This window comes from Streptomyces venezuelae, from assembly GCF_008642275.1.
Taxonomy (GTDB): Bacteria; Actinomycetota; Actinomycetes; order Streptomycetales; family Streptomycetaceae; genus Streptomyces; species Streptomyces venezuelae_E.
Window position 1 is genome coordinate 5,794,206 of record NZ_CP029189.1, and the last position, 21,534, is coordinate 5,815,739.

19 protein-coding genes are annotated in these 21,534 nt (G+C 72.5%); 11 read left to right on the top strand and 8 right to left on the bottom strand.

Going from position 1 to position 21,534, the window contains the following annotated elements:
• The first annotated feature begins 195 nt into the window (after window positions 1-195).
• From DEJ51_RS25780 to argF, 3 genes are all read left to right on the top strand, one after another.
• A complete protein-coding gene (locus DEJ51_RS25780) occupies window positions 196-672 on the top strand; it encodes a hypothetical protein (protein WP_223835963.1) in 477 nt (158 codons plus the stop codon).
• A gap of 46 nt (window positions 673-718) precedes the next feature.
• Window positions 719-1,945: an arginine deiminase gene (locus DEJ51_RS25785; protein ID WP_150259993.1), complete on the top strand. Its 1,227-nt coding sequence runs from the start codon at window positions 719-721 to the stop codon at window positions 1,943-1,945.
• 153 nt (window positions 1,946-2,098) lie between these two features.
• The gene (gene argF, locus DEJ51_RS25790; protein WP_150259994.1) at window positions 2,099-3,127 is read left to right on the top strand and encodes an ornithine carbamoyltransferase; all 1,029 of its coding nucleotides are present in this window, start codon (window positions 2,099-2,101) and stop codon (window positions 3,125-3,127) included.
• A 24-nt stretch (window positions 3,128-3,151) separates the two neighbouring features.
• Here the strand turns inward: argF and DEJ51_RS25795 are convergent, their stop codons facing one another.
• Window positions 3,152-3,580, bottom strand: a complete 429-nt coding sequence (locus DEJ51_RS25795; RefSeq protein ID WP_263411716.1) for an ATP-binding protein — start codon at window positions 3,578-3,580, stop codon at window positions 3,152-3,154.
• 242 nt (window positions 3,581-3,822) lie between these two features.
• Between DEJ51_RS25795 and DEJ51_RS25800 the strand changes: the two genes are divergently transcribed.
• Together DEJ51_RS25800 and DEJ51_RS25805 are read left to right on the top strand one after the other, a co-directional pair.
• Window positions 3,823-4,650 carry an enoyl-CoA hydratase family protein gene (locus DEJ51_RS25800; RefSeq protein ID WP_150259995.1) on the top strand — a complete coding sequence of 276 codons (828 nt, stop codon included), beginning with the start codon at window positions 3,823-3,825 and terminating at the stop codon, window positions 4,648-4,650.
• A gap of 4 nt (window positions 4,651-4,654) precedes the next feature.
• A complete protein-coding gene (locus tag DEJ51_RS25805) occupies window positions 4,655-6,904 on the top strand; it encodes a bifunctional salicylyl-CoA 5-hydroxylase/oxidoreductase (protein WP_150259996.1) in 2,250 nt (749 codons plus the stop codon).
• A 39-nt stretch (window positions 6,905-6,943) separates the two neighbouring features.
• Here the strand turns inward: DEJ51_RS25805 and DEJ51_RS25810 are convergent, their stop codons facing one another.
• The gene (locus DEJ51_RS25810; RefSeq protein ID WP_223835964.1) at window positions 6,944-7,867 is read right to left on the bottom strand and encodes an AraC family transcriptional regulator; all 924 of its coding nucleotides are present in this window, start codon (window positions 7,865-7,867) and stop codon (window positions 6,944-6,946) included.
• Window positions 7,868-8,052: 185 nt separating this feature from the next.
• On the opposite strand from DEJ51_RS25810, the gene DEJ51_RS25815 reads away from it, so the two are divergent.
• A complete protein-coding gene (locus DEJ51_RS25815; RefSeq protein ID WP_150259997.1) occupies window positions 8,053-8,811 on the top strand; it encodes an SDR family oxidoreductase in 759 nt (252 codons plus the stop codon).
• Between the two features lie 141 nt (window positions 8,812-8,952).
• Here DEJ51_RS25815 and DEJ51_RS25820 read toward each other — a convergent pair whose 3' ends face one another.
• Window positions 8,953-9,369: an SgcJ/EcaC family oxidoreductase gene (locus tag DEJ51_RS25820; RefSeq protein WP_150262148.1), complete on the bottom strand. Its 417-nt coding sequence runs from the start codon at window positions 9,367-9,369 to the stop codon at window positions 8,953-8,955.
• Between the two features lie 222 nt (window positions 9,370-9,591).
• Here DEJ51_RS25820 and DEJ51_RS25825 point away from each other — a divergent pair, with 222 nt between their 5' ends.
• The gene (locus tag DEJ51_RS25825) at window positions 9,592-9,888 is read left to right on the top strand and encodes a YciI family protein (RefSeq protein ID WP_223836215.1); all 297 of its coding nucleotides are present in this window, start codon (window positions 9,592-9,594) and stop codon (window positions 9,886-9,888) included.
• Between the two features lie 37 nt (window positions 9,889-9,925).
• On the opposite strand, the gene DEJ51_RS25830 is transcribed toward DEJ51_RS25825, so the two are convergent.
• From DEJ51_RS25830 to DEJ51_RS25845, 4 genes are all read right to left on the bottom strand, one after another.
• On the bottom strand, window positions 9,926-10,765 hold the full coding sequence (locus tag DEJ51_RS25830) for a GNAT family N-acetyltransferase (protein WP_150259999.1): 840 nt from the start codon (window positions 10,763-10,765) through the stop codon (window positions 9,926-9,928).
• A gap of 200 nt (window positions 10,766-10,965) precedes the next feature.
• Window positions 10,966-11,772, bottom strand: coding sequence for a PaaX family transcriptional regulator C-terminal domain-containing protein (locus DEJ51_RS25835; protein ID WP_150260000.1), 807 nt, complete (start codon window positions 11,770-11,772; stop codon window positions 10,966-10,968).
• Window positions 11,773-11,946: 174 nt separating this feature from the next.
• On the bottom strand, window positions 11,947-12,900 hold the full coding sequence (locus DEJ51_RS25840) for an IS481 family transposase (RefSeq protein ID WP_150256526.1): 954 nt from the start codon (window positions 12,898-12,900) through the stop codon (window positions 11,947-11,949).
• 289 nt (window positions 12,901-13,189) lie between these two features.
• Window positions 13,190-14,845 carry an AMP-binding protein gene (locus DEJ51_RS25845; protein ID WP_150260001.1) on the bottom strand — a complete coding sequence of 552 codons (1,656 nt, stop codon included), beginning with the start codon at window positions 14,843-14,845 and terminating at the stop codon, window positions 13,190-13,192.
• A 146-nt stretch (window positions 14,846-14,991) separates the two neighbouring features.
• Here DEJ51_RS25845 and DEJ51_RS25850 point away from each other — a divergent pair, with 146 nt between their 5' ends.
• The 3 genes from DEJ51_RS25850 to DEJ51_RS25860 all read left to right on the top strand — a co-directional run bounded on the left by DEJ51_RS25850 (window position 14,992) and on the right by DEJ51_RS25860 (window position 17,471).
• On the top strand, window positions 14,992-16,182 hold the full coding sequence (locus DEJ51_RS25850) for an acyl-CoA dehydrogenase family protein (RefSeq protein WP_150260002.1): 1,191 nt from the start codon (window positions 14,992-14,994) through the stop codon (window positions 16,180-16,182).
• Window positions 16,179-16,577 (top strand): RidA family protein, encoded by a 399-nt coding sequence (locus DEJ51_RS25855; RefSeq protein ID WP_150260003.1) that lies wholly within the window; start codon window positions 16,179-16,181, stop codon window positions 16,575-16,577. The genes DEJ51_RS25850 and DEJ51_RS25855 overlap by 4 nt, the downstream gene beginning before the upstream one ends.
• A 96-nt stretch (window positions 16,578-16,673) precedes the next feature.
• Window positions 16,674-17,471, top strand: coding sequence for a maleylpyruvate isomerase family mycothiol-dependent enzyme (locus DEJ51_RS25860; RefSeq protein ID WP_150260004.1), 798 nt, complete (start codon window positions 16,674-16,676; stop codon window positions 17,469-17,471).
• 101 nt (window positions 17,472-17,572) lie between these two features.
• Here DEJ51_RS25860 and DEJ51_RS25865 read toward each other — a convergent pair whose 3' ends face one another.
• Window positions 17,573-18,940: an aminopeptidase P family protein gene (locus DEJ51_RS25865; RefSeq protein ID WP_223835965.1), complete on the bottom strand. Its 1,368-nt coding sequence runs from the start codon at window positions 18,938-18,940 to the stop codon at window positions 17,573-17,575.
• Window positions 18,941-19,114: 174 nt separating this feature from the next.
• Between DEJ51_RS25865 and DEJ51_RS25870 the strand changes: the two genes are divergently transcribed.
• On the top strand, window positions 19,115-21,493 hold the full coding sequence (locus DEJ51_RS25870) for a collagenase (RefSeq protein ID WP_150260005.1): 2,379 nt from the start codon (window positions 19,115-19,117) through the stop codon (window positions 21,491-21,493).
• Window positions 21,494-21,534: the final 41 nt, after the last annotated feature.

The window sequence follows — 21,534 nt, forward strand, 5'->3', positions numbered from 1 at the left end:
CCGCCTCGTCAGCACGGCCCGTAAAGGGACGGCCCCCGTACGGCCTCGAATTAGGTCGTATGGGGGAACTTTCACGGAGAAGGCCGGGAAAACCACCGGCGGGATCGTTCAACCAGGGCAGCGGAATGTCCGCGACCCTGGAAGGACGGAACGTCACCTATGAAGATGACCGCGCGCGGAAGCATTGCGGCACTCATGACCTGTATGGCCGCGGCCGGAGCGGCCACCCCGGCCATGGCCCAGTCGGTGCCGGTCGGTGTCCCGCTGGACGCCGTGAAGACCACGCTGGGCGTGGACACCCCGCGCGTGGGCACCAGCGTGCCGGTGCCGGTGACGGGAGCGCCCGAGGCGCCCCGCTTCCACAAGGGGAACATGCTCCCGACCCCACTGCTCCCGTCGGTCCCGGTCGGCACCGAGCTCGGCGGCACCCTCGTCACCTCCCCGGTGCCGAACCTGCTGGGCAAGCCCGAGACGGACGGAGAGGGTTCCGTCGAGGCGCCGGCCACCGACCTGCTCGCCCGGACCCCCGGCCTGGTCGCCGGCGGCCTGCTGACGATGCCGGACGCCTCCAACTCCGGTGTGCCGAACCTGACCATGCCCGAACTGGGCCTGACCACGCCGGAGCTCACGGGCGCGCCCTCGGCGCTTCTCGGCCTCGGCACCCCTCGCTGAGCGGACGCAGGGTCAAAAAGCCGTTCGGTCTGGGAATGTGTACGGCATGGGATTCCATGTCGACTCCGAGACCGGGCGGCTTCGCCGCGTCATCCTCCACCGGCCCGACCTGGAGCTGAAGCGGCTCACACCGAGCAACAAGGACGCGCTCCTCTTCGACGACGTGCTGTGGGTGCGCCGGGCCCGCCAGGAGCACGACGGCTTCGCGGACGTGCTGCGGGACCGGGGCGTGGAGGTCCACCTCTTCGGGGACCTGCTGTGCGAGGCCCTCGACATCCCCGAGGCGAGGCACCTCGTACTGGACCGGGTCTTCGACGAGAAGGAGTACGGGCCGCTCGCCACGGACCACCTCCGGGCGGCCTTCGACGGGCTGACCTCGGCCGAGCTGGCGGAGGCACTGGTCGGCGGGATGACCAAACGGGAGTTCCTGGAGCGGCACGCCGAGCCGGTGTCGGTGCGCTTCCACGCCCTCGATCTGGACGGCTTCCTGCTGGGCCCGCTGCCCAACCACCTCTTCACCCGGGACACCTCCGCCTGGATCTACGACGGGGTGTCCATCAACGCGATGCGCTGGCCCGCCCGGCGGCGCGAGACGGTCCACTTCGAGGCGATCTACAAGCACCACCCGCTCTTCACCACCTCCGGCGCCTTCCACTACTGGTCGCAGGGGCAGGCGGACTACCCGTCGACGATCGAGGGCGGGGACGTACTGGTCATCGGCAACGGGGCGGTGCTGATCGGAATGAGCGAGCGGACCACCCCGCAGGCGGTGGAGATGCTGGCGCGCGGCCTGTTCGCCGCCGGTTCGGCGACGTCCATCGTGGCGCTGGACATGCCGAAGTCGCGGGCCTTCATGCACCTGGACACGGTGATGACGATGGTCGACGGAGATACGTTCACTCAGTACGCCGGGCTCGGGATGCTCCCCTCGTACACGATCGAGCCGGGCGGCGGGCCGCAGGAGCTGAAGGTGACCGACCACCCGGAGGACCACATGCACCGGGCCATCGCGGCGGCGCTCGGCCTGGACTCGATCCGGGTGCTGACCGCGACGCAGGACGTGCACTCGGCGGAGCGCGAGCAGTGGGACGACGGGTGCAACGTGCTCGCCGTGGAGCCGGGGGTGGTGGTCGCCTACGAGCGCAACGTGACGACCAACACGCACCTGCGCAAAATGGGCATCGAGGTGATCGAGATCCCGGGCAGCGAGCTGGGCAGGGGCCGGGGCGGGCCCCGCTGCATGAGCTGTCCCGTCGAGCGGGACGCGGTCTGAGGCGGACCGGGCCGGGGGACGGGGCCGGGGGTCTCGGCCAGGGGTCTGGGCCGGGGGTGCTCCCCGGTCCGCCCCTCGGACGGTCCGTATATCAATACAGGGCATCGTATAGACTTCCAGCATCCCCTGACATCGTGACGCTGGAGCAACCCCATGGCCACCGACCTCGCCGGCCGCAGTTTTCTCAAGGAGCTGGACTTCACGGCGGCCGAGTTCCGCGGTCTGGTCCAGCTCGCCGCCGACCTGAAGGCCGCGAAGAAGGCCGGGGCCGAGCAGCGTCTGCTCCAGGGCAGGAACATCGCGCTGATCTTCGAGAAGACCTCCACCCGGACCCGGTGCGCCTTCGAGATCGCCGCCGCGGACCAGGGGGCGCACACCACCTACCTCGACCCCGCCGGCTCCCAGATGGGCCACAAGGAGTCGGTCAAGGACACCGCCCGGGTCCTCGGCCGGATGTTCGACGGGATCGAGTACCGGGGTGACAGCCAGCAGGCCGTCGAGGAGCTCGCCGTCCACTCGGGTGTGCCCGTCTTCAACGGGCTCACCGACGACTGGCACCCCACCCAGATGCTGGCCGACCTGCTCACCATGACCGAGCACACCACCAAGCCGCTGGACCGGATCGCCTTCTCCTACCTCGGCGACGCCCGCTTCAACATGGGCAACTCCTACCTCGTGACCGGTGCGCTGCTGGGCATGGACGTGCGGATCGTCGCGCCCCGGTCCTACTGGCCCGCCGAGTCGGTGGTGGCCGCGGCCCGGGAGCTCGCGACGGAGAGCGGAGCGCGGATCACGCTGACCGAGGAGGTGGCCGAGGGGGTCGCCGGGGCGGACTTCGTCGTGACCGACATCTGGGTGTCCATGGGGGAGCCCAAGGAGGTCTGGGACGAGCGGATCGCGGCCCTGTCCCCGTACGCGGTGACCATGGACGTGCTGCGCGCCACCGGGAACCCGGACGTGAAGTTCATGCACTGCCTGCCGGCCTTCCACGACCTCGGCACCAAGGTGGCCCGGGAGATCCACGAGCGGCACGGGCTCGACTCCCTGGAGGTGACGGACGAGGTGTTCGAGTCGGAGCACTCGATCGTCTTCGACGAGGCCGAGAACCGGCTGCACACCATCAAGGCCGTACTCGTCGCCACCCTCGCCCGGCCCGGCCGCTCCGGCCTGAGTGACGCATAGTCATACAGGCGTCACGGTCACGCGTCACGCGCCGGCGGGGCCGGTCCGCCGTGCGGGCAGGGTGAACCAGACGGCCTTGCCGTGCGGGGTGGGGCGGTGGCCGCAGTCGGAGCTCAGGCTCCGGATCAGCAGCAGGCCGCGGCCGTGCTCCTGCCAGGGGTCGGGCCGGCCGGCGTCGGGACGGGCCGACAGGCCGCCGGGCGGGCAGGGATCGCCGTCGTGGACCTCGACCTGGCAGCCGTTCGGGCGCAGTTCCACGACCAGCTCGATCGGGGCGCCGGAGCTCGTGTGCTCCACGGCGTTGGCCACCAGTTCCGCCGTCAGGAGTTCCGCCGTGTCCCGGTCGGCGGAGGCGTCGGTGTCGGCCAGTGCGGTACGCACGAGGGCGCGGGCCATGGGGACGGCGGCCGCCGAGTGCGGCAGGGCGATCCGCCAGGCGGAGGCGTCGGGCAAGGAGGGGCCATCCGTTCCGGGGTCGGGGTCGGGATCGGGGTCGGGTAGGGCGGGAGTGGTGAACTCCTGGTTTCAACGATACGAAGTCGAATTCTCGTTCCGCAGGGCACCCCGTCACGGCCGCGGCGGACCACGGTCGCCCGGGACCGGGGCCTTCGCCCCGTGGGCCCGCATCCGGCCGACGGGGCGAATATGTCGCGCTTCTGTGACGGCAGTCACGATCTGGTGATACCGTCGGTGAGGTGAGCCCCTTCACCGGTTCCACACCAGCGACCGAACGGTGGCACCACCTCCGGGTCACCCGGCAGGACGGCGTCGCCACCGTCACCTTCGACCGCCCCCAGAAGCTGAACGCGCTCACCTTCGGCGCCTACGCCGACCTGCGCGATCTGCTCGGCGAACTGACCCGCGAGCGCTCCGTACGCGCCCTCGTCCTCGGGGGCGAGGGCCGTGGCTTCTGCTCCGGCGGGGACGTCGACGAGATCATCGGCGCCACCCTCGCCATGGACACCGCCCAGCTCCTCGACTTCAACCGCATGACCGGCCAGGTGGTGCGCGCCATCCGCGAATGCCCCTTCCCGGTGATCGCCGCCGTGCACGGTGTGGCCGCCGGCGCCGGAGCGGTCCTCGCACTCGCCGCCGACTTCCGGATCGCCGATCCCACCGCACGCTTCGCCTTCCTCTTCACCCGCGTCGGCCTCTCCGGCGGCGACATGGGCGCGGCCTACCTGCTGCCCCGGGTCGTCGGCCTCGGCCACGCCACCCGCCTGCTGATGCTCGGAGAGCCCGTCCACGCGGCCGAGGCCGAGCGGATCGGCCTGCTCAGCGAGCTCACCGAGGAGGGCAAGGCCCACGTACGGGCCGCCGAACTCGCCGCGCGCCTGGCCGCGGGCCCCGCCCTCGCCCACGCGCAGACCAAGGCGCTGCTCACCGCCGAGCTCGACATGCCCCTGGCGGCGTCCGTGGAACTGGACGCCAACACCCAGGCCCTGCTGATGCACGGCCAGGACTACGCCGAGTTCCACGCCGCCTTCACCGGGAAGCGGCCGCCGGAGTGGAAGGGCAGGTAGCCACATGACTCCTGGTGCCATGCGGGTCGCCGTCGTCGGCGGGGGACCGGGAGGGCTCTACGCCGCCGCGCTGCTGGCCCGCCAGGGCCACACGGTGGAGGTCTGGGAGCGCAACGCCCCGGACGACACCTTCGGCTTCGGCGTGGTGCTCTCCGACGAGACCCTCGGCGGCATCGAGCGGGCCGACACCGTCGTCCACACCGCCCTGAGCGCGGAGTTCGTGCGCTGGGACGACGTGGACATCGTGCACCGCGGCCGGCTGCTGACCTCCGGCGGCCACGGCTTCGCGGCCATCGGACGGCGCCGGCTGCTGGAGATCCTGCACGAGCGCTGCGCGGGCCTCGGCGTCCGCCTCCGCTTCCGCTCAGAGGCCCCGCCGGCCGACGAGCTCGCCGCCTCGCACGACCTGGTGGTCGCGGCCGACGGAGTGCACAGCCAGATCCGGGAGGCCGGCGCCGCGCACTACGGGCCGGCGCTGACCGGCGGACGCTGCCGCTACATCTGGCTCGCCGCCGACTTCGCCTTCGACGCCTTCCGCTTCGAGATCGCGGAGACCGAGCACGGCGTCATGCAGCTGCACGCCTACCCCTACTCGGCCGACGCCTCCACCGTGATCGTGGAGATGCGCGACGAGGTGTGGCGGGCGGCCGGCTTCGACCTGTGCGACGAGGAGGAGTCGGCGGCCCGCTGCGCCAAGATCTTCAGCGAGGCCCTGCGCGGGCGCCCGCTGCGCGGCAACCGCTCCGCCTGGACGCAGTTCCGTACCGTCGTCAACGAGCGCTGGTCGCACGGCAACACGGTGCTGCTCGGCGACGCCGCGCACACCGCCCACTTCTCCATCGGCTCCGGAACCAAACTGGCGGTGGAGGACGCACTCGCGCTCGCCGAGGCCGTGGCAGCCGCACCGGACGACGTCCCGGCCGCCCTCGCCGCGTACGAGACGGCCCGCCGTCCGGCGGTCGCCAGCACCCAGCGGGCGGCGGCCGCGAGCCGGCACTGGTTCGAGGAGCTCGCCGGCTACGTCGACCAGTCCGCCCGGCAGTTCGCCTTCAACCTCCTCACCCGCAGCCGCCGGGTGACCCACGACAACCTGCGGCTGCGCGACGCACGGTTCACGCGGGCCGTCGAAAGGGACTTCGGCTGCCCCGAAGGCACCCCCGCGATGTTCACGCCCTTCACCCTGCGCGGCCTGACCCTGCGCAACCGGGTCGTCGTCTCACCGATGGACATGTACTCGGCCGAAGACGGAGTACCGGGCGACTTCCACCTCGTCCACCTGGGCGGGCGGGCACTGGGCGGGGCCGGGCTGGTGATGACGGAGATGGTCTGCGTGTCCGCCGAGGGCCGCATCACACCCGGCTGCACCGGCCTCTACACCCAGGAGCAGACGGCCGCCTGGAAACGGATCGCCGACTTCGTCCACACCTCCGCGCCCGGTACCGCCCTCGGCGTCCAGCTCGGGCACGCCGGCCGCAAGGGCTCGACCCGGGTGATGTGGGAGGGCATGGACGACCCCCTGCCCGAGGGCAACTGGCCGCTGGTGGCGGCCTCCGCGCTGCCCTACCGGCCGGGCGTCTCGGCGCTGCCGCGCGCCCTGGAGCGCGCGGACATGGCGGCGCTGTGCTCCGATTTCGCCGCGGCCGCCGTCCGTGCCGCCGACGCCGGATTCGACCTGCTCGAACTGCACTGCGCCCACGGCTACCTGCTCTCCGGCTTCCTGTCCCCGCTGACCAACCACCGCGACGACGAGTACGGCGGCTCCCTGGAGAACCGGCTGCGCTTCCCGCTGGAGGTCTTCGACGCGGTCCGCGCGGTGTGGCCGGCCGACCGCCCGATGACGGTCCGCCTCTCGGCCACCGACTGGGCACCCGGGGGCACCTCGCCCGAGGAGGCGGTGCGGATCGCGGCCGCCTTCGCCGCCCGCGGCGCGGACGCCATCGACGTCTCGACCGGCCAGGTCGTCGCGGACGAGGCCCCCGAGTACGGGCGCTCGTACCAGACCCCGTACGCCGACCGGATCCGGGGCGCGGTCGGCGTCCCCGTCATCGCGGTCGGAGCCATCTCGTCCTGGGACGACGTGAACTCCCTGCTGCTGGCCGGCCGGGCCGACCTCTGCGCCCTCGGCCGTCCCCACCTCTACGACCCCCACTGGACCCTGCACGCGGCCGCCGAGCAGTCCTACGAGGGCCCGGGCGCGCCCTGGCCGGCCCCGTACCGTGCGGGCAGCCGCACACCGCCGACGGGCCGCGGCTGAACCCGATTCGTGCGGTGCCGCGGGCGGCGACGGGAGCGGTCAGACGTCGAAGGCCGGGCCTGCGTCACCGGTGGTGCCGGCTCGCGCGCGGTCCGTACGCAGGGCGCTGGGAGTCAGGCCGAGGTGGCGGCGCATGGTGCGGGTGAGGTGGCTCTGGTCGGCGAAGCCGCACGCGTCGGCGACGGCCGCGATCGCGGTGTCGGTGGTGAGCAGGGCCCTGCGGGCCTGTTCGAGCCGCTGACCGAGGACGTACTGGTGCGGGGACCGTCCGGTGGAGGCGCGGAAGACGCGGGTGAAGTGGGAGGGGCTCACGCCGGCGACCCGGGCGAGGTCGTCCAGGGTGACGCGCTCCGCGAGATGGGTGTGGATGTAGTCGGTGACCTGCGCCAGCCGGCGCGGCGGCAGACCGGACGGCGCGGGCGCGAGGCCGGCTCCCCGGGATGCCGAGGTCTTGATGACGTGTGCGGCGACCGCCTGCACCAGTGACTGGGCGTAGAGGGCGTCGGCGGGATCCTTCTGCTCGTACTCGAGGACGAGGCGCTCCACCATCATCGCGAGGAACGGGTCGTTGCGGTGGTAGTCGGGGGTGATCTCCAGGGTGCCGCCGAAGCCGCCCTCGTCGGCGAGCTTCTCCAGCCAGGCCGGGTCGAAGGCGACGAGCATCAGCTCCACGTCGTCCTCCCAGCGGGGGCGGGATGCCCAGCCGGCCGGATTGATCAGGGACTGCCCGCGGTGGAAGCGCTCCCTGCGGGCGTGCCCGTCGGCACTCCAGCGCAGATTCGTCGACGTGCCCGAGTGCACCACCAGGACGTGCGCACTCGGGCCGACGGGCGGCTGGGCGCCGGGGCGCTTCCCGGCGGCCAGCTCCGTGTCGCGTTCCACGACGGCGTGGTCCAGGTCGGGTCCGCTGCCCGACAGGTGGACGAGGTGGGGCTTGATCAGGGACGTCGCAGGGCTGGGCACATCCCCATTATCGGTGCGCGGGTGCCCGATCGCACGGGTCGGGCCGGGCGGCGGTGCGGTGCGTGGCGGCCCGGAGCGATCGCGTGATGCGTTTGTTCCAGGGCGGCCGGATCGTTCAAGAACGGCCGGGGCCGGGCGGGCGACATTGGTGGCGCACCTCGTGCGGACACCGGAAGGAACCAACCATGAGCTCGAACCACTCGCTGTCCGGCAAGACCGTCCTCGTCGGAGCCGGGGCGAAGAACCTCGGTGGTCTGATCAGCACCAGCGTGGCGCGGGACGGCGCCGACGTCGTGATCCACTACCACTCCGACGCCACCGCCGCGGACGCGCGCAAGACCGCCGAGGCGGTCGAAGCGGCCGGCGGCAAGGCCCTGACCGTCCAGGGCGACCTGTCGCGGGTGAGTGAGGTGGAACGGCTCTTCGCCACAGCCAAGGACCACTTCGGCGGCATCGACGTCGCGGTCAACACCGCGGGCATGGTGCTGCGCAAGCCGATCGTGGAGACCGCCGAGGAGGAGTACGACCGGATGTTCGCGGTCAACTCCAAGGCGGCGTACTTCTTCATCCGCGAAGCCGGCCGGCACCTCAACGACAACGGCAAGGTGATCACGGTCGTCACGTCGCTGCTCGCGGCGTTCACCGACGGCTACTCGACGTACGCCGGCGCGAAGGCCCCGGTGGAGCACTTCACCCGGGCCGCCGCCAAGGAGTTCGCCGCCCGCGGCATCTCCGTCAACAACGTGGCGCCCGGCCCGATGGACACCCCGTTCTTCTACGGCCAGGAGACCCCCGAGCGCGTGGCGTTCCACAAGTCGCAGGCACTGGGCGACGACCTCACCAAGATCGAGGACATCGTGCCGCTGGTGACCTTCCTGGCCACCCACGGCTGGTGGATCACCGGCCAGACGATCTTCGCCAACGGCGGCTACACCACCCGCTGATCCGGACCGCGCCGCGCCCGCGCCGCGCCCGCACCGCGCCCGCGCCGCGCCCGCGCCGCGCCCGCGCCGCGCCCGCACCGCGGGCCGGGCCGGGGTGCACCCGGCCACGGGGCACCTCCGGCCCGGCCCCGGCCCGCGGCTCTACGCCTTCGACACCTGGGTGTTCTGGCAGACGGTCAGCAGCCAGCGGCCGTCCTCGTCCTTGGTCATCACGTACGTCGGGACGCCCTCGTCCCCGGGCCCGTCGGCCGAGTGGTAGACCTGGCTGACCTTGACCGCGGCCACGTCCGGGCGCAGGAACTGGAGGTGGGTGACGGTGTACCCGACCCGGCCGTCCCAGCTCGCGCCGGGCAGGACCGCGCGGGTGAAATCGGAGATGGCGTCGAGGCCGATGAGGACCTTGCCGCCGCCGGTGGTCCAGAGGGCGTCGGGATGGAAGAGGGAGAGGAAGGCGTCGGGGTCCTTGGCCTGCTGGGAGGCCTCGACGGCGGCCACCACCTGGTGGATGGCCTCGATGTCGGCGGTCAGGGCCGTGCTTTCGTTCGTCATGCGGATCATCATGCAACCTCAAGGGAAGTTGAGGTCAAGGTCCGTCTCGTGCAGCGATCACCGCCGGAACTCGCCTTCAGGGCACTAGGATCGACCGCGCCGGCATGGCTTGAGTGACGCTCCGGGAGAGCGGTCCGGCCGAAGCGGACCCTCCACGCCCGGAGCTGATGGAAGCGGACCGACCGGCTTCGGTGAGGGCGACTAGGGATCCAGGGGGCGCACGTGCAGTTCATGCTCATCGGCCAAGACGGGAGCGACGCAGGCGCGTCGGCCCGCCGTTCGGCGGTGCGTGAGGCTCATATCGCCCTCGGCGACAAGCTCGTGGCCGAGGGAAAGATGCTCTTCGGGACGGCTCTGCTCGGGGACGACGGCGGCATGATCGGTTCCATGCTCGTTCTCGACTACCCGTCGCGGGCCGAGCTCGACCAGTGGCTTGCCATCGAGCCGTATGCCACCTCGGGAGTATGGGAAGAGATCACGATCACCCCGGTGCGGGTCGGCCCCTCCTTCGAGGGCCTGCACAAGTAGCGGCGGATCCGGTCCGCCCCGGCACCCGCGCCCGTGTTCACGCCGGGACGATCTCGGCGCGGTCCTCGACCGGGGTGTAACCCAGGCGCTGGTAGACGCCGTTGCTGGTGGGGTTGGCCAGGTCCGTGAAGAGGAGGACCTCGCCTGCGCCGGCCGCGTACGCCGCTTCGCTCACCGCGTGCGTGACCCCGGCGGCGTATCCGCGGCCCCGGTGCTCGGGCGGGGTGTAGACGGGGCCGACGCGTGAGGCGGAGCCGATCGGGCGCGAGAAGCCGGCCAGGGAGACGGGAACACCGGCGTGCTCCCACAGCCGGACCCCGCCGTAGGAGATCCGGTCGCGCAGCCTGGCCTCGGAGGCAGTGCCCGGGACGTTCACCTCCGTGTTGAAGGCCGTGACCCACTCCAGCAGCAGCGGGAGGTCGGCCACGGAGGCGGGCCGGGCCCGGCCCGCCGGTGCCGGATCCGGGGGGACCAGGCCGGCCAGCCGGTACAGGCGCAGCTCCTCGGCGATCCGGGTCGGTCGCCCCCAGGCCTCGGCCAGCACGTCGGCGTCCGGGCGGCGGGCGTTGAACCCGTGCGCCCCGGCGAGCAGCGGTTCGCCGGCGAGCGCGGCCCCGAGCGCCCGGACCGCCTCCCCGGGCAGCACGCCGAGCACGACCGGGTACGGCGGCGTGCACAGCAGACCACCGGCGACGGCGCCGTCGGCCCCCGTCCACCAGCCGAAGAAGGGGGCGCCGTCGCCATAGGCGTCGGTCCCGCGCCGCCGCAGCCCGTCTGCCACGGTCAGCAGCAGGGTGTTGGACACGGGCAGCGCGGCCGCGGCCGGGCCCGCCGCGGCCAGGTAGGCCGTCAGATCCGTGGTGAAGGTCCAGGTCATGGCCCATCGTGGCGCGACGGGGCGGGCGCCCGCACCTGGAGGGCAGCCAGTTCGGCCACCACGGCGGCACGTCGTCCGGGCCGCACCGCTCCGGGTCCCCGGGGCAGCCGTCCAGCGTCCCCGTCGTGGCGAAGAACGCGAGCACCACCGCCGCGCGCACGAGCAGGACCGGCACGGGCCGCAGCAGCACGGGCAACCGCCTATGCCGGCGGTTCCACGAACCCGGCCCCGACGTCCCGCAGCCGGGAGTGGAGTTCACCGAAGACGGCCGCCGCCCGGTCGCCCGGCCAGTCCGCCGGGAGCAGGTCCCGCGGCAGGCCCGGGTCGGCGTACGGCAGCCGGCGCCAGGTGTCCAGGGCGAGGAGGTAGCCCCGGTAGGCCTCCTCCGGAGTCGGCCCGGGGCCCGAGCGCAGGGCGCGCAGGACGGGTTCGTGGAGGTCGAGGAACTCCTCGTGCTGCTTGGCCAGGGCCGCCAGGTCCCACCAGCGGGCCACCGCCTCGGCGGTCGGGGCGAAACCGAGGTGGGCGCCGCGGAAGAGTTCCACGTACGGCGTCAGGTGCAGGCGCTCCAGGGTGTGCGCGGTCTCCTCGGCCAGCCGGGCCGGGGCGATCCACACGCCCGGCGCCACCGCGCCGAAACCGAGCCGGGCGAGCCGCGAGCGGAGCAGGTGCCGTTTGTTCCGCTCCTGCTCCGGGACCGAGAACACCGCCACCAGCCACTCGTCCGACAGCCGGGTGCTGCCGTAGATCCGGCGGTCGCCGTCGTCCAGCAGCTGCCGCGCCTCCTCGGAGAGCCCGTACGCAGCCGAGCCGTCCGCCGCGCGTTCGGGCAGCAGGAAGCCGCGCCGCTTCAGCCGGGACACCGACGAGCGGACCGACGGGGCGTCCACGCCGGCCGCGCCCAGCAGGCGGATCAGCGCGGCCACCGGGACGGGGCCCTCGAAGGCCCGCCCGTAGGCTCCGTAGAACGTGACGATCAGGGATCGCGGAGTGTGCTGCTCGACCACGGGTTCACTCTAGGCCGTCTCTTCCGGACCTTGCCGGGCCCGCGACGCCCGGCACCGCACCCGGCCGCGTTGTCGGGGCCGCCCGGGTACGTCCAGTACACGGGCGCCCCTCCGCCTTGCCGGCCACGGCACCGGACGCCGCGGGCTCGGCCGGCAAGGTCCGGAAGAGACGTCCTAGGTGTATTGCCCAGTGAGGTTGGGGACGCGGCTGGCGGGTGGTTTGCCTGCGAGCGCGGTGTGTCCGCGGTGGTGATTGTAGGTGTGTAGCCATTGGGGGAAGGCGTCGCGTCGTTCCTGCTCGGAGCGGTAGGGGCGGGCGTAGGCCCACTCGTCCAGCAGGGTCCGGTTCAGTCGTTCGACCTTGCCGTTGGTCTGGGGCCGGTAGGGCCGGGTTCGCTTGTGGGCGATCCCGGCCGCTGCCAGCAGGTCACGCCAGGCGTGGGACTTGTAGCAGGAGCCGTTGTCGGTCAGGACCCGTTCGACGGTGATTCCGGCACTGGCGTAGTAGGCCTGGGCCCTGCTCCAGAAGGCCGTGGCGGTTTCCTTCTTCTCGTCGGCGTGGATCTCGCTGTAGGCGAGGCGGGAGTGGTCGTCGACGGCGGTGTGGATGTACTGGTAGCCGACGCCGGTCTTGGTTTTGCGGCCGGCCTGCCGGCCGAGGGTCTTGTGGCCGCCGCCGTCGGGGATGTTGCCGAGCTTTTTGATGTCGACGTGGACGAGTTCGCCCGGACGCTCACGTTCGTAGCGGCGTATGACACGGCCGGTGGCCCGGTCCAGATGCGTCAGGCGGGCCAGGCCGAACCGGGCCAGCACACGGTGCACGGTCGAGGGCGCCAGGCCCAGCAGGTGGGCGATGCGGGCCGGACCCCACCGCCGCTGGATGCGGACCTTGATGATCCGGCGTTCGGTGCGGGTCGCGGTCCGGCGAGGGCTGTGGTGCGGTCGGGAGGAATGGTCGGCCATACCGGCCTCGCCCAGGGCCCGGTAGCGGATAGCCCACCGCTGGGCGGTGGTCGGCGAGACCTGGAAACGCTCGGCAGCCCGCCGAAGGGGCCAGCCGTCCACGACCACACAACGGGCCAGGCGTAGTCGTCCGGTCTCGGTCAGGGGTGCATTACGGTGGGGCACGAGGGCCTTTCTGGTCGCCGGTGCAGATGTCGCAATCCACACCAGGCCAGAAGGCCCTCACCCATTTCAAGATCCCTCAACCGAGACCTGCATCACCCGTCCACAACCTCCCCGGACAGAACACCTAGGCCGTCCCTTCCGGACCTTGCCGGGCCCGCGGCGTCCGGCACCGCACCCGGCCGCGTTGTCGGGGCCGCCCGGGTACGTCCAGTACACGGGCGCCCCTCCGCCTTGCCGGCCACGGCACCGGACGCCGCGGGCTCGGCCGACAAGGTCCGGAAGAGACGACCTAAGCCGTCCCTTCCGGACCTTGCCGGGCGTCGGGATCGCGCAGCCGGAAGCGCTGCAGTTTGCCCGTCGCGGTACGGGGGAGGGCGGGGAGGAAGACGAAGGAGCGCGGACACTTGTGCGGGGCCAGTTCCGCCCGCATGAAGGTGCGCAGGACCTCCTCCGTCAGCACCGCGCCGTCACGGGCCACGGTGTACGCCACCACGACCTGCCCGCGGCGCTCGTCCGGGAGGCCCACCACCGCAGCCTCCACCACGTCCGGGTGGCGAAGCAGGGCCTCCTCCACCTCGGGGCCCGCGATGTTGTAGCCGGCCGAGACGATCATGTCGTCGGCCCGGGCGACGTAGCGGAAGTAGCCCTCCGGATCGCGCACGTAGGTGTCACCGGTCAGGTTCCACCCGTTCTGTACGTACTCCGCCTGCCGGGGATCGGCCAGATATCGGCAGCCCACCGGGCCGCGCACGGCCAGCAGGCCCGGCTCGCCGTCCGGGAGCGGACGGCCGGCCCGGTCCACCACCCGGGCCTCCCAGCCCGGGACCACCCGGCCCGTCGAACCGGGCCGGATGTCCTCGTCGGCGGCGGAGATGAAGATGTGCAGCAGCTCGGTCGCCCCGATGCCGTTGATGATGCGCAGGCCGGTGCGTTCGTACCAGGCCCGCCAGGTGGCCGCGGGCAGGTTCTCCCCGGCCGAGACGCACCGGCGCAGCGCCGACAGGTCGTACATGCCCACGTCGTACGGGCCCAGCGCGTCCAGCATCGTCCGGTAGGCGGTGGGCGCGGTGAACAGCACCGTCACCCGGTGTTCCGCGAGCGCGGGCAGCAGCCGGCGCGGCACCGCCTCCTCCAGCAGCAGCGCCGACGCCCCGGCCCGCAGCGGGAAGACGACCAGTCCGCCGAGGCCGAAGGTGAAGCCGAGCGGCGGGCTGCCCGCGAAGACGTCGTCCGGGCGGGGCCGCAGCACGTTCCGGGAGAAGGTGTCGGCGACGGCTAGCAGGTCGCGGTGGAAGTGCATGCAGCCCTTGGGCCGGCCGGTGGTCCCCGAGGTGAAGGCGATCAGGGCGACGTCGTCCGCGGAGGTCGGGGCTGCCGGGAAGGGGTCGGGATGTCTCTCGGCCAGCCGGAGCAGGTCGTCCGGGGCGGTGCCCCCGTACGCGGTGATCCGCAGCCCCGGCACCTCCGCCTTGACCAGGTCGTCCAGCACGTCCGCATGGCACAGGGCGTGCCCCACCCGGGCCATCGCGCACACCGTGGCCAGCTCCTGCGCGCGCTGCTGGGGCAGTACGGTGACGGCCACCGCGCCCGCCTTCATCACCGCGAGCCAGCAGGCGGCGAGCCAGGGGCCGGTGGGCCCGCGCAGGAGCACCCGGTTGCCGGGGACCACGCCGAGGTCGGCGGTGAGGGTGTGCGCCAGGCGGTCCACCCGCTCGCGCAGCCCGCCGTACGTCCACACCTCACCCGACCCGCTGCGGAAGGCCGGGCGGTCGGCGCCCGCCGGACCGAACCGGTCGATGGTGGCGTCCAGCAGCTCGGCCCCGCAGTTCAGGCGGTCCGGGTAGGCCAGTTCGGGCAGATCGAAGAGGAGCTCCGGCCACGTGTCCGCGGGTGGCAGATGGTCGCGGGCGAAGGTGTCGGTGTGAGCGGAAGGCTTGAGGTCCAAGGCGGGTCGCCCCCCCTTGCAGCGGTCCGGGGTGGGATGGAGCCGGCCGTGCGGTGTTCTCCCGGCCACGGCCGGAAGGTCCTTCCAGGAGCGTATCGTGATGGTGACGGCAGTCAACAGGACGCGATAGATGCGGGGATGTTCGGATGACCGGATTCGCGCTCGGGGTGGACCAGGAGGAGTGGTGCGGGCAGTTGCGCGCACTGGCGGTGGAGCGGCTGCGGCCACTGGCCGAGAAGGGGGAACCGGGGAGGGTCAACCGGCCGCTGCTGGCGGCGCTGGGGGAGCTGGGCCTGCTGGAACGGGTGTTCGCCTCGGGCGCGCTGGAACTCTGCCTGCTGCGGGAGTCCCTCGCCTACGGTTGCACCGAGGCCGAGACGGCGCTCGCCCTGCAGGGGCTGGGGGCGTACCCGGTCCTGCGGGCGGGCAGCGAGGAGCAGCGGGAGCGCTGGCTGCCGCAGGTGCGTGCGGGGCGGGCGGTGGCGGCCTTCGCGCTGAGCGAGCCGGGGGCGGGGTCGGACGCGGCGGCGCTCGCGCTGGCGGCGACGGCCGACCCCACCGCCGATCCCACCACCGGGGCCGGCTGGCGGCTCAGCGGTGAGAAGTGCTGGATCTCCAACGCCCCCGAGGCGGATTTCTACACCGTGTTCGCCCGAACGGGCGAAGGGCCGGGGGCGAAGGGGGTCTCGGCCTTCCTGGTCCCGGCCGACCGTCCCGGACTCTCCGGCGCGGCCCTGGACATGCTCTCCCCGCACCCCATCGGCTCCCTCGCCTTCGACGGCGTGCCGGTCGGACCGCGGGACCTGCTGGGCGAGCCAGGGCGGGGCTTCCGTGTCGCGATGGACACCCTGAACCTCTTCCGGCCGAGCGTCGGTGCCTTCGCGGTGGGCATGGCCCGGGCCGCGCTGGACGCGACCCTCGCGTACACGGCGGACCGGGCGGCGTTCGGCGGAACCCTCAGCGACCTCCAGGCGGTGGCGCACCGGGTGGCCGAGATGGCGACCCGCACGGAGGCGGCCCGGCTGCTGGTGTACGCGGCGGCGGGCGCATACGACCGGGGCGCCGGGGACGTCCCGCGCCGGGCGGCGATGGCGAAGCTGCTGGCCACGGAGACGGCCCAGTACGTGGTCGACCACGCGGTCCAGCTGCACGGCGCGGTCGCCCTCCGGCGCGGCCACCTCCTCGAACACCTCTACAGGGAGGTGCGGGCGCCGCGGATCTACGAGGGGGCGAGCGAGGTGCAGCGCACGATCATCGCGAAGGAGCTGTACGCGGGCGTGGCGGGCGTTCCGGGCGCGGCGGGCGTGGCGGGCGCGGCGGGGGTGACGGCGCGATGAGCCTGGACCGGATCAACCCGGCGGAGCTGTCGCCCGCGACGGGTTTCTCGCACGCGGTCGCGGCGACGGGCACCCGACTGGTGTTCCTGGCGGGCCAGACCGCGCTGGACGGAGCGGGCAAGGTGGTGGGGGAGAGCCTGCCGGAGCAGTTCGAGGTCGCCCTGGCCAACCTGTTGACGGCCCTCGCCGAGGCGGGTGGCACCCCTGCGGACCTGGCCCGGGTGACGGTGTACGCGGTGGACGTGTCGGCGTACCGGACGCACGCGGCCGAACTGGGCCGCATCTGGCGGCGGTTGGCGGGCCGCGACTATCCGGCGATGGCTGTCATCGGCGTGGTCCGTCTCTGGGACGAGGAGGCCCTGGTCGAACTGGACGGCGTCGCGGTCCTTCCCTAGGCGTGGGGGTGGCGAGGGCGACGTCCGCGGCGGCCGGCCCGCGGCGGCCGTGAAACTCGCTGTCCGATCACCGGAGCAGGGTGATAGACATCCGGAGTGGAAAAGAATCTTGAATTCCCCGACCTGCTGCGCCTGATCGACGAACGGTCGACCGCCTTCCGCGCCGCGGTGGCCGCCGCGCCCAGCCTCGACGTTCAGGTGCCGACCTGCCCCGAGTGGACGCTCTTCGATCTGGTGAAGCACCTGGGCGGGGGAGACCGCTTCTGGGCCGCGATAGTCGGCGCGGGGCCCGCCGACGCTCCCCCCGCCGAGGCCGCCGCCGCGCGCGCCGCTCTGGAGGTGCCGCGGGAGCGTGAGGCCCTGCTGGCCTGGCTGGCCGAGTCGACGGAGCTTCTGCTGAGCACCCTGCGCGAGGCCGGCCCGGACGCCGGCTGCTGGGCGTGGTGGAGCGGCCTGCAGACGCCGCGGACCTCCGGCGGGGTCGCCCGGCACCGGGTCCAGGAGAGCGCGGTGCACACCTACGACGCCCGGCTCGCCGCGGGCGCCCCGGAGCCGCTGCCGGCCGAGGTCGCCCTCGACGGTGTCGAGGAGTTCCTGTTCACCTGCGTCGCGACGTCCAGCGCCTGGCCGCACAAGCCCACGGCCTTCGACTTCCACGCCACCGAGGGCCGCTCCTGGCGCCTCACGCTCGACGGCGACGGCGCACGTTCCGCCCGCATCCCCGCGCCCACCGCCGCGACCGGCGAGGACCAGGGCGCAGCAGGCATCTCCATCCACGGCACGGCGAGTGAGCTGGTTCTCCACCTGTACGACCGTCTCCCGTCCGACTCCTTGCGCGCTGACGGGGACGCAGGGCTGTGGGACGTGCTCCGTGCTTGGGAGCCGGAGAACTAGGCCCTCTCCTCCGGATCTTGCCGGGCGTCGCGGGCCCGGCAAGGTCCGGCAGACGCACACCTGGGCCTTTGCGGGGGCCAGGGGATGGCCGGGTGCCCGTTCTAGCGGAGCAGCCGGCCCATCCACTCCTCGATCCCGGCCACCGTGCGCGGCAGCGCGCCCGACATCAGGCGGGCGCCGTTCGCCGTGATCACCAGGTCGTCCTCGATGCGCACGCCGATGCCCCGCAGTTCGGCGGGGAGGGTCTCGTCATCGGGCTGGAGGTAGAGGCCCGGTTCCACCGTCAGGACCTGGCCCTCTTCCAGGACCCCGTCCAGGTAGGTCTCCGCCCGGGCCTTCGCGCAGTCGTGCACGTCGAGCCCCAGCATGTGGCCGCTGCTGCACAGCGTGTACCGCCGGTGCAGGTCGCCCTCCGCGTCCTTCAGGACGCCCCAGTCGGCCAGGCCCTCCGCGATCACGCGCATCCCGGCCCGGTGGAAGTCCCCGAAGCTCGCGCCCGGGCGCAGCGCGGCGATGCCCGCCTCCTGTGCGGCCAGGACCAGTTCGTACACCTGGCGCTGGACGGGGGAGAAGCGGCCCGACAGCGGCAGGGTGCGGGTGATGTCCGCGGTGTAGAGGGTGTCCGTCTCCACGCCCGCGTCCAGGAGCAGCAGTTCCCCGCCGTTCAGCCGGCCGTCGTTGCGGATCCAGTGCAGGGTGCAGGCGTGGGCGCCGGACGCCGCGATCGTCTCGTACCCGGTGCCGTTGCCCTCCGCCCGCGCGCGCAGGCCGAAGACCCCCTCGATCCAGCGCTCCCCGCGCGGGTGCGCCAGCGCGCGCGGCAGGGCCCGTACGACGTCCTCGAAGCCCGCCGCCGTGTGGTCGACGGCCAGCTGGAGCTGCTCGACCTCCCACGCGTCCTTCACCAGGCGCAGCTCGGAGAGGGCGGAGGCGAGTTCGGCGTCGGAGGCCGCGCTGCGGCCGGCCGGTGAGCCGAGGGTGTCCAGGTGGGCGCAGCGGATGCCGGTGAGGCGTTCGGCCTCCGCGAGGTCCGGCCGGCGGCCCACCCAGAACTCCCCGTACCGGCGGTCGCGGTAGAACTCCCCGTCGCCGTCCGCCCGCGGCGAGCGCGGCCGCAGGTACAGCACGGCCTCGTGGGCGTGCGGGCCCGACGGTTCCATGACCAGGACGTGGCCCGCCTGGTCCTCGCCGGTGAGGCCGGTCAGCCAGGCGTACGCGCTGTGCGGGCGGAAGCGGTGGTCGCAGTCGTTGGAGCGGACCTTCAGTTCCCCGGCCGGGACGATCAGCCGCTCGCCCGGGAAGCGGGCCGAGAGCCGGGCCCGGCGGGCCGGGGTGACGTCGTGGCCGGGGACCCGGTCGGAGTCCGGCAGCGGGGTCGCGGCCCAGTTGCCCGCCATGTACCGGGACAACTCCGGGGATACCGGGCGGTCGTGACTGCCCGTGTTGAGGCGGGCGGACGCGTCGGTCACGAGGACTCCCTCAGGAAAGATGCGAACTGGTGGGCGCACAGGTCTTGTCAGTGCAATTTCACATTACTATGTTACAGCTCACATCGCGGCACGTTAACCCCCGTCAAACGCCGTGTGACGCAGGGCAGTTCACGCACCACCCCCCACCTCCCCTTCTCCGATCAGGAGTTCTCGGTGCTCAAGCACAGAGCTGTGCGCTCTTCCCTCCTCGCCTCCGCCGTGGCCGTCACCCTCCTCGCCACCGCGGGGCAGGCCGCCACGCAGGCCGCCGAGTCCAAGGCCCCCGCCGCCTTCGCCGGTGCACGAGCCGTTCCCGCCCCCGGCCCCACGGGGAACCCGTTCGACGAGGTCGACCGCCTGGCCGACGCGAAGGACAGCACGCCCGCCCCGGCCCCGGCCCCCGGCGGGCAGAACATCGCCGGGCAGGTCCCCGGGGCCGCCACGGCCGCCGCCCAGCCCGCCGACGACCTGCAGAAGCGCGGCAAGGCGGTCGAGGCGGCCCCCACCGCGAAGAGCGTCGCCGCAGGCGTCCCCTGCACCCTCGACGGGATCACCGGTCTCACCCCGGAGCAGTTCGCCGACTTTCTCGCCGACCAGGCCGTCCTCGCGGACGGATGTCTGCGCGGTCTCATCTGGACCTGGGACGCCCGCCTGGCCCCCGTCATGTCGGACGCGCACGTACAGGCCGTCTCCCGGCGGATATCCGGCCTGGCCGCCGCCCACGACGGCCGTAACTCCTCCCACCTGGAGGAGATGTTCACCTACCTGCACGCGGTGGCCTACCACGACTACTCGCGCTCCGAGATCGACGTCACCGACGCCCCCACCGTCGACGCCATGCGCCGCGCCATCGCCGACTTCGGCGCCGCCGCCCGCACCTTCGACGTGACTCCCTCCAACGCCCGCACCCTGCGCGAGGCCCTCTACGCCGGCAGCGCGCCCGGCCTGCGCCAGCACCAGCTCGGCCTCATCAAGAAGGTCCTGGCCACCATGGACCCGGCGCACCCGGCCACCCACCTCGACGCCGGCTGGGCGGGCGCCGCGCTGGCCGCCCTCTCCGTCACCTACCTGGGCGTCTATCCCGGCAACCAGGACGCCGTCTTCCACTCCGCGGTGGCCGCCGACGCCTCCTACCGCGACGCCTTCAAGGCCTTCTCCACCTACACGCACCTCAAGGACACCGGCAACGCCTGGGTGGTGCGCGACGCGCTGAGCGAGTACGCCCGCTTCGGCCAGGTCGAGGGCCTGCGGGACCGGGTCGTCGCCGACCTCGGCGCGATGCTGGAGCCCGTCAAGGCCGCCTTCGGCGCCGGCAGCGAGCCGTGGGCCAAGATCGTCTCCTGGCTCAACTTCTACGAGGCCTGCAAGCCGTACGGGGTGTGCAAGGAGGACATCGAGAAGCAGCTGTTCCCCTACACCTACTCCTACGACAACGGCGCCATCAAGGTCCGCACCGCCCTGGACCGCGCCACCGTCGACCAGCTGTACTACGCGAGCAAGCAGGTGAAGGCCCAGTACCACCGCGTGCTCGGCACCGACCAGCCGCTCGCGGGCGACCCCAACTCCACGCTGAACATCGTGCTCTACGCCTCCCGCGCGGACTACGTGAACTACCACCCGATCCTGACCGGCTACGGCACCAACAACGGCGGCATCTACATCGAGAACGGCGCCACCTTCTACACCTACCAGCGCCGCGTCCCGCAGGACTCCTCCCTCACCCTTGAGGAGCTCTTCCGCCACGAGTACACGCACTACCTCAACGGCCGCTTCGCCGTCCCCGGCTTCTTCGGCCAGGGCCCCTGGTACGAGAGCGACCGGACGACCGCCATGGACGAGGGAACGGCCGAGTTCTTCGACGGCGCCACCCGCGACAACGGCATCGCCGTCCGCAAGTCCCTCGTCAAGAGCATCATCGGCGACACGGCCGGCGGCGGCCCGCGCATGAGCGTCGAGCAGCTGCTGAACGCCACCTACGACGGCGACGGCTTCCGCTTCTACAGCTACGCGGGCACCTTCTTCGAGTTCCTGTGGACCGAGAAGCCCACGCTGCTGCGCGAGATGTACACGCACCTGCGGAACGACGACGTGGCGGCGTACGACGCCTGGCGCTACCGGATGGGCACGGACACCTACCTCCAGCGCGACTACGACCGCTTCCTGGACGCGCAGATCGCCAAGGTCGACCAGCTCTACGTGCCGAACACCTCCTTCACCCCGAACGACCGGCTGCGGGACGCGGCGCTCGCCTCGGTGAAGTCCTCCTTCGCCGCGGCCACGTACAACACCCCGGACTGCGTGGAGAACGGCGACCCGGGCAAGCGCCGCTTCACCTGTACCGGGCGGATCACCGCGAACCTGAAGAACTGGCGCAACGACGACCAGAACTTCAAGGACATGTCGGAGACGGTCGACTACTTCATCCTCGACCGGGCGGGGGCGGCCTCCAACAACCTCGCCGACATGAACTGTTCCTTCGGGCCGGTGGAGATCTGGAGCAACAAGGTGGCGGGCACCTCCGGTTACAGCTGTGAGGGGCCCCTCCGCAGCTGACCGGTACTGCCCGGCGCCGGCATCTGACCGCACCGGTACCT

What these genes read in the sequence shown, in the direction of transcription:
- DEJ51_RS25780 (WP_223835963.1), top strand. Translation starts at nt 196, where the DNA reads ATGACCTGTATGGCCGCGGCCGGAGCGGCCACCCCGGCCATGGCCCAG.
- DEJ51_RS25785 (WP_150259993.1), top strand. Translation starts at nt 719, where the DNA reads ATGGGATTCCATGTCGACTCCGAGACCGGGCGGCTTCGCCGCGTCATC.
- argF (WP_150259994.1), top strand. Translation starts at nt 2,099, where the DNA reads ATGGCCACCGACCTCGCCGGCCGCAGTTTTCTCAAGGAGCTGGACTTC.
- DEJ51_RS25805 (WP_150259996.1), top strand. Translation starts at nt 4,655, where the DNA reads ATGACTCCTGGTGCCATGCGGGTCGCCGTCGTCGGCGGGGGACCGGGA.
- DEJ51_RS25815 (WP_150259997.1), top strand. Translation starts at nt 8,053, where the DNA reads ATGAGCTCGAACCACTCGCTGTCCGGCAAGACCGTCCTCGTCGGAGCC.
- DEJ51_RS25820 (WP_150262148.1), bottom strand. Translation starts at nt 9,369, where the DNA reads ATGATCCGCATGACGAACGAAAGCACGGCCCTGACCGCCGACATCGAG.
- DEJ51_RS25825 (WP_223836215.1), top strand. Translation starts at nt 9,592, where the DNA reads ATGCTCATCGGCCAAGACGGGAGCGACGCAGGCGCGTCGGCCCGCCGT.
- DEJ51_RS25830 (WP_150259999.1), bottom strand. Translation starts at nt 10,765, where the DNA reads ATGACCTGGACCTTCACCACGGATCTGACGGCCTACCTGGCCGCGGCG.
- DEJ51_RS25850 (WP_150260002.1), top strand. Translation starts at nt 14,992, where the DNA reads ATGACCGGATTCGCGCTCGGGGTGGACCAGGAGGAGTGGTGCGGGCAG.
- DEJ51_RS25855 (WP_150260003.1), top strand. Translation starts at nt 16,179, where the DNA reads ATGAGCCTGGACCGGATCAACCCGGCGGAGCTGTCGCCCGCGACGGGT.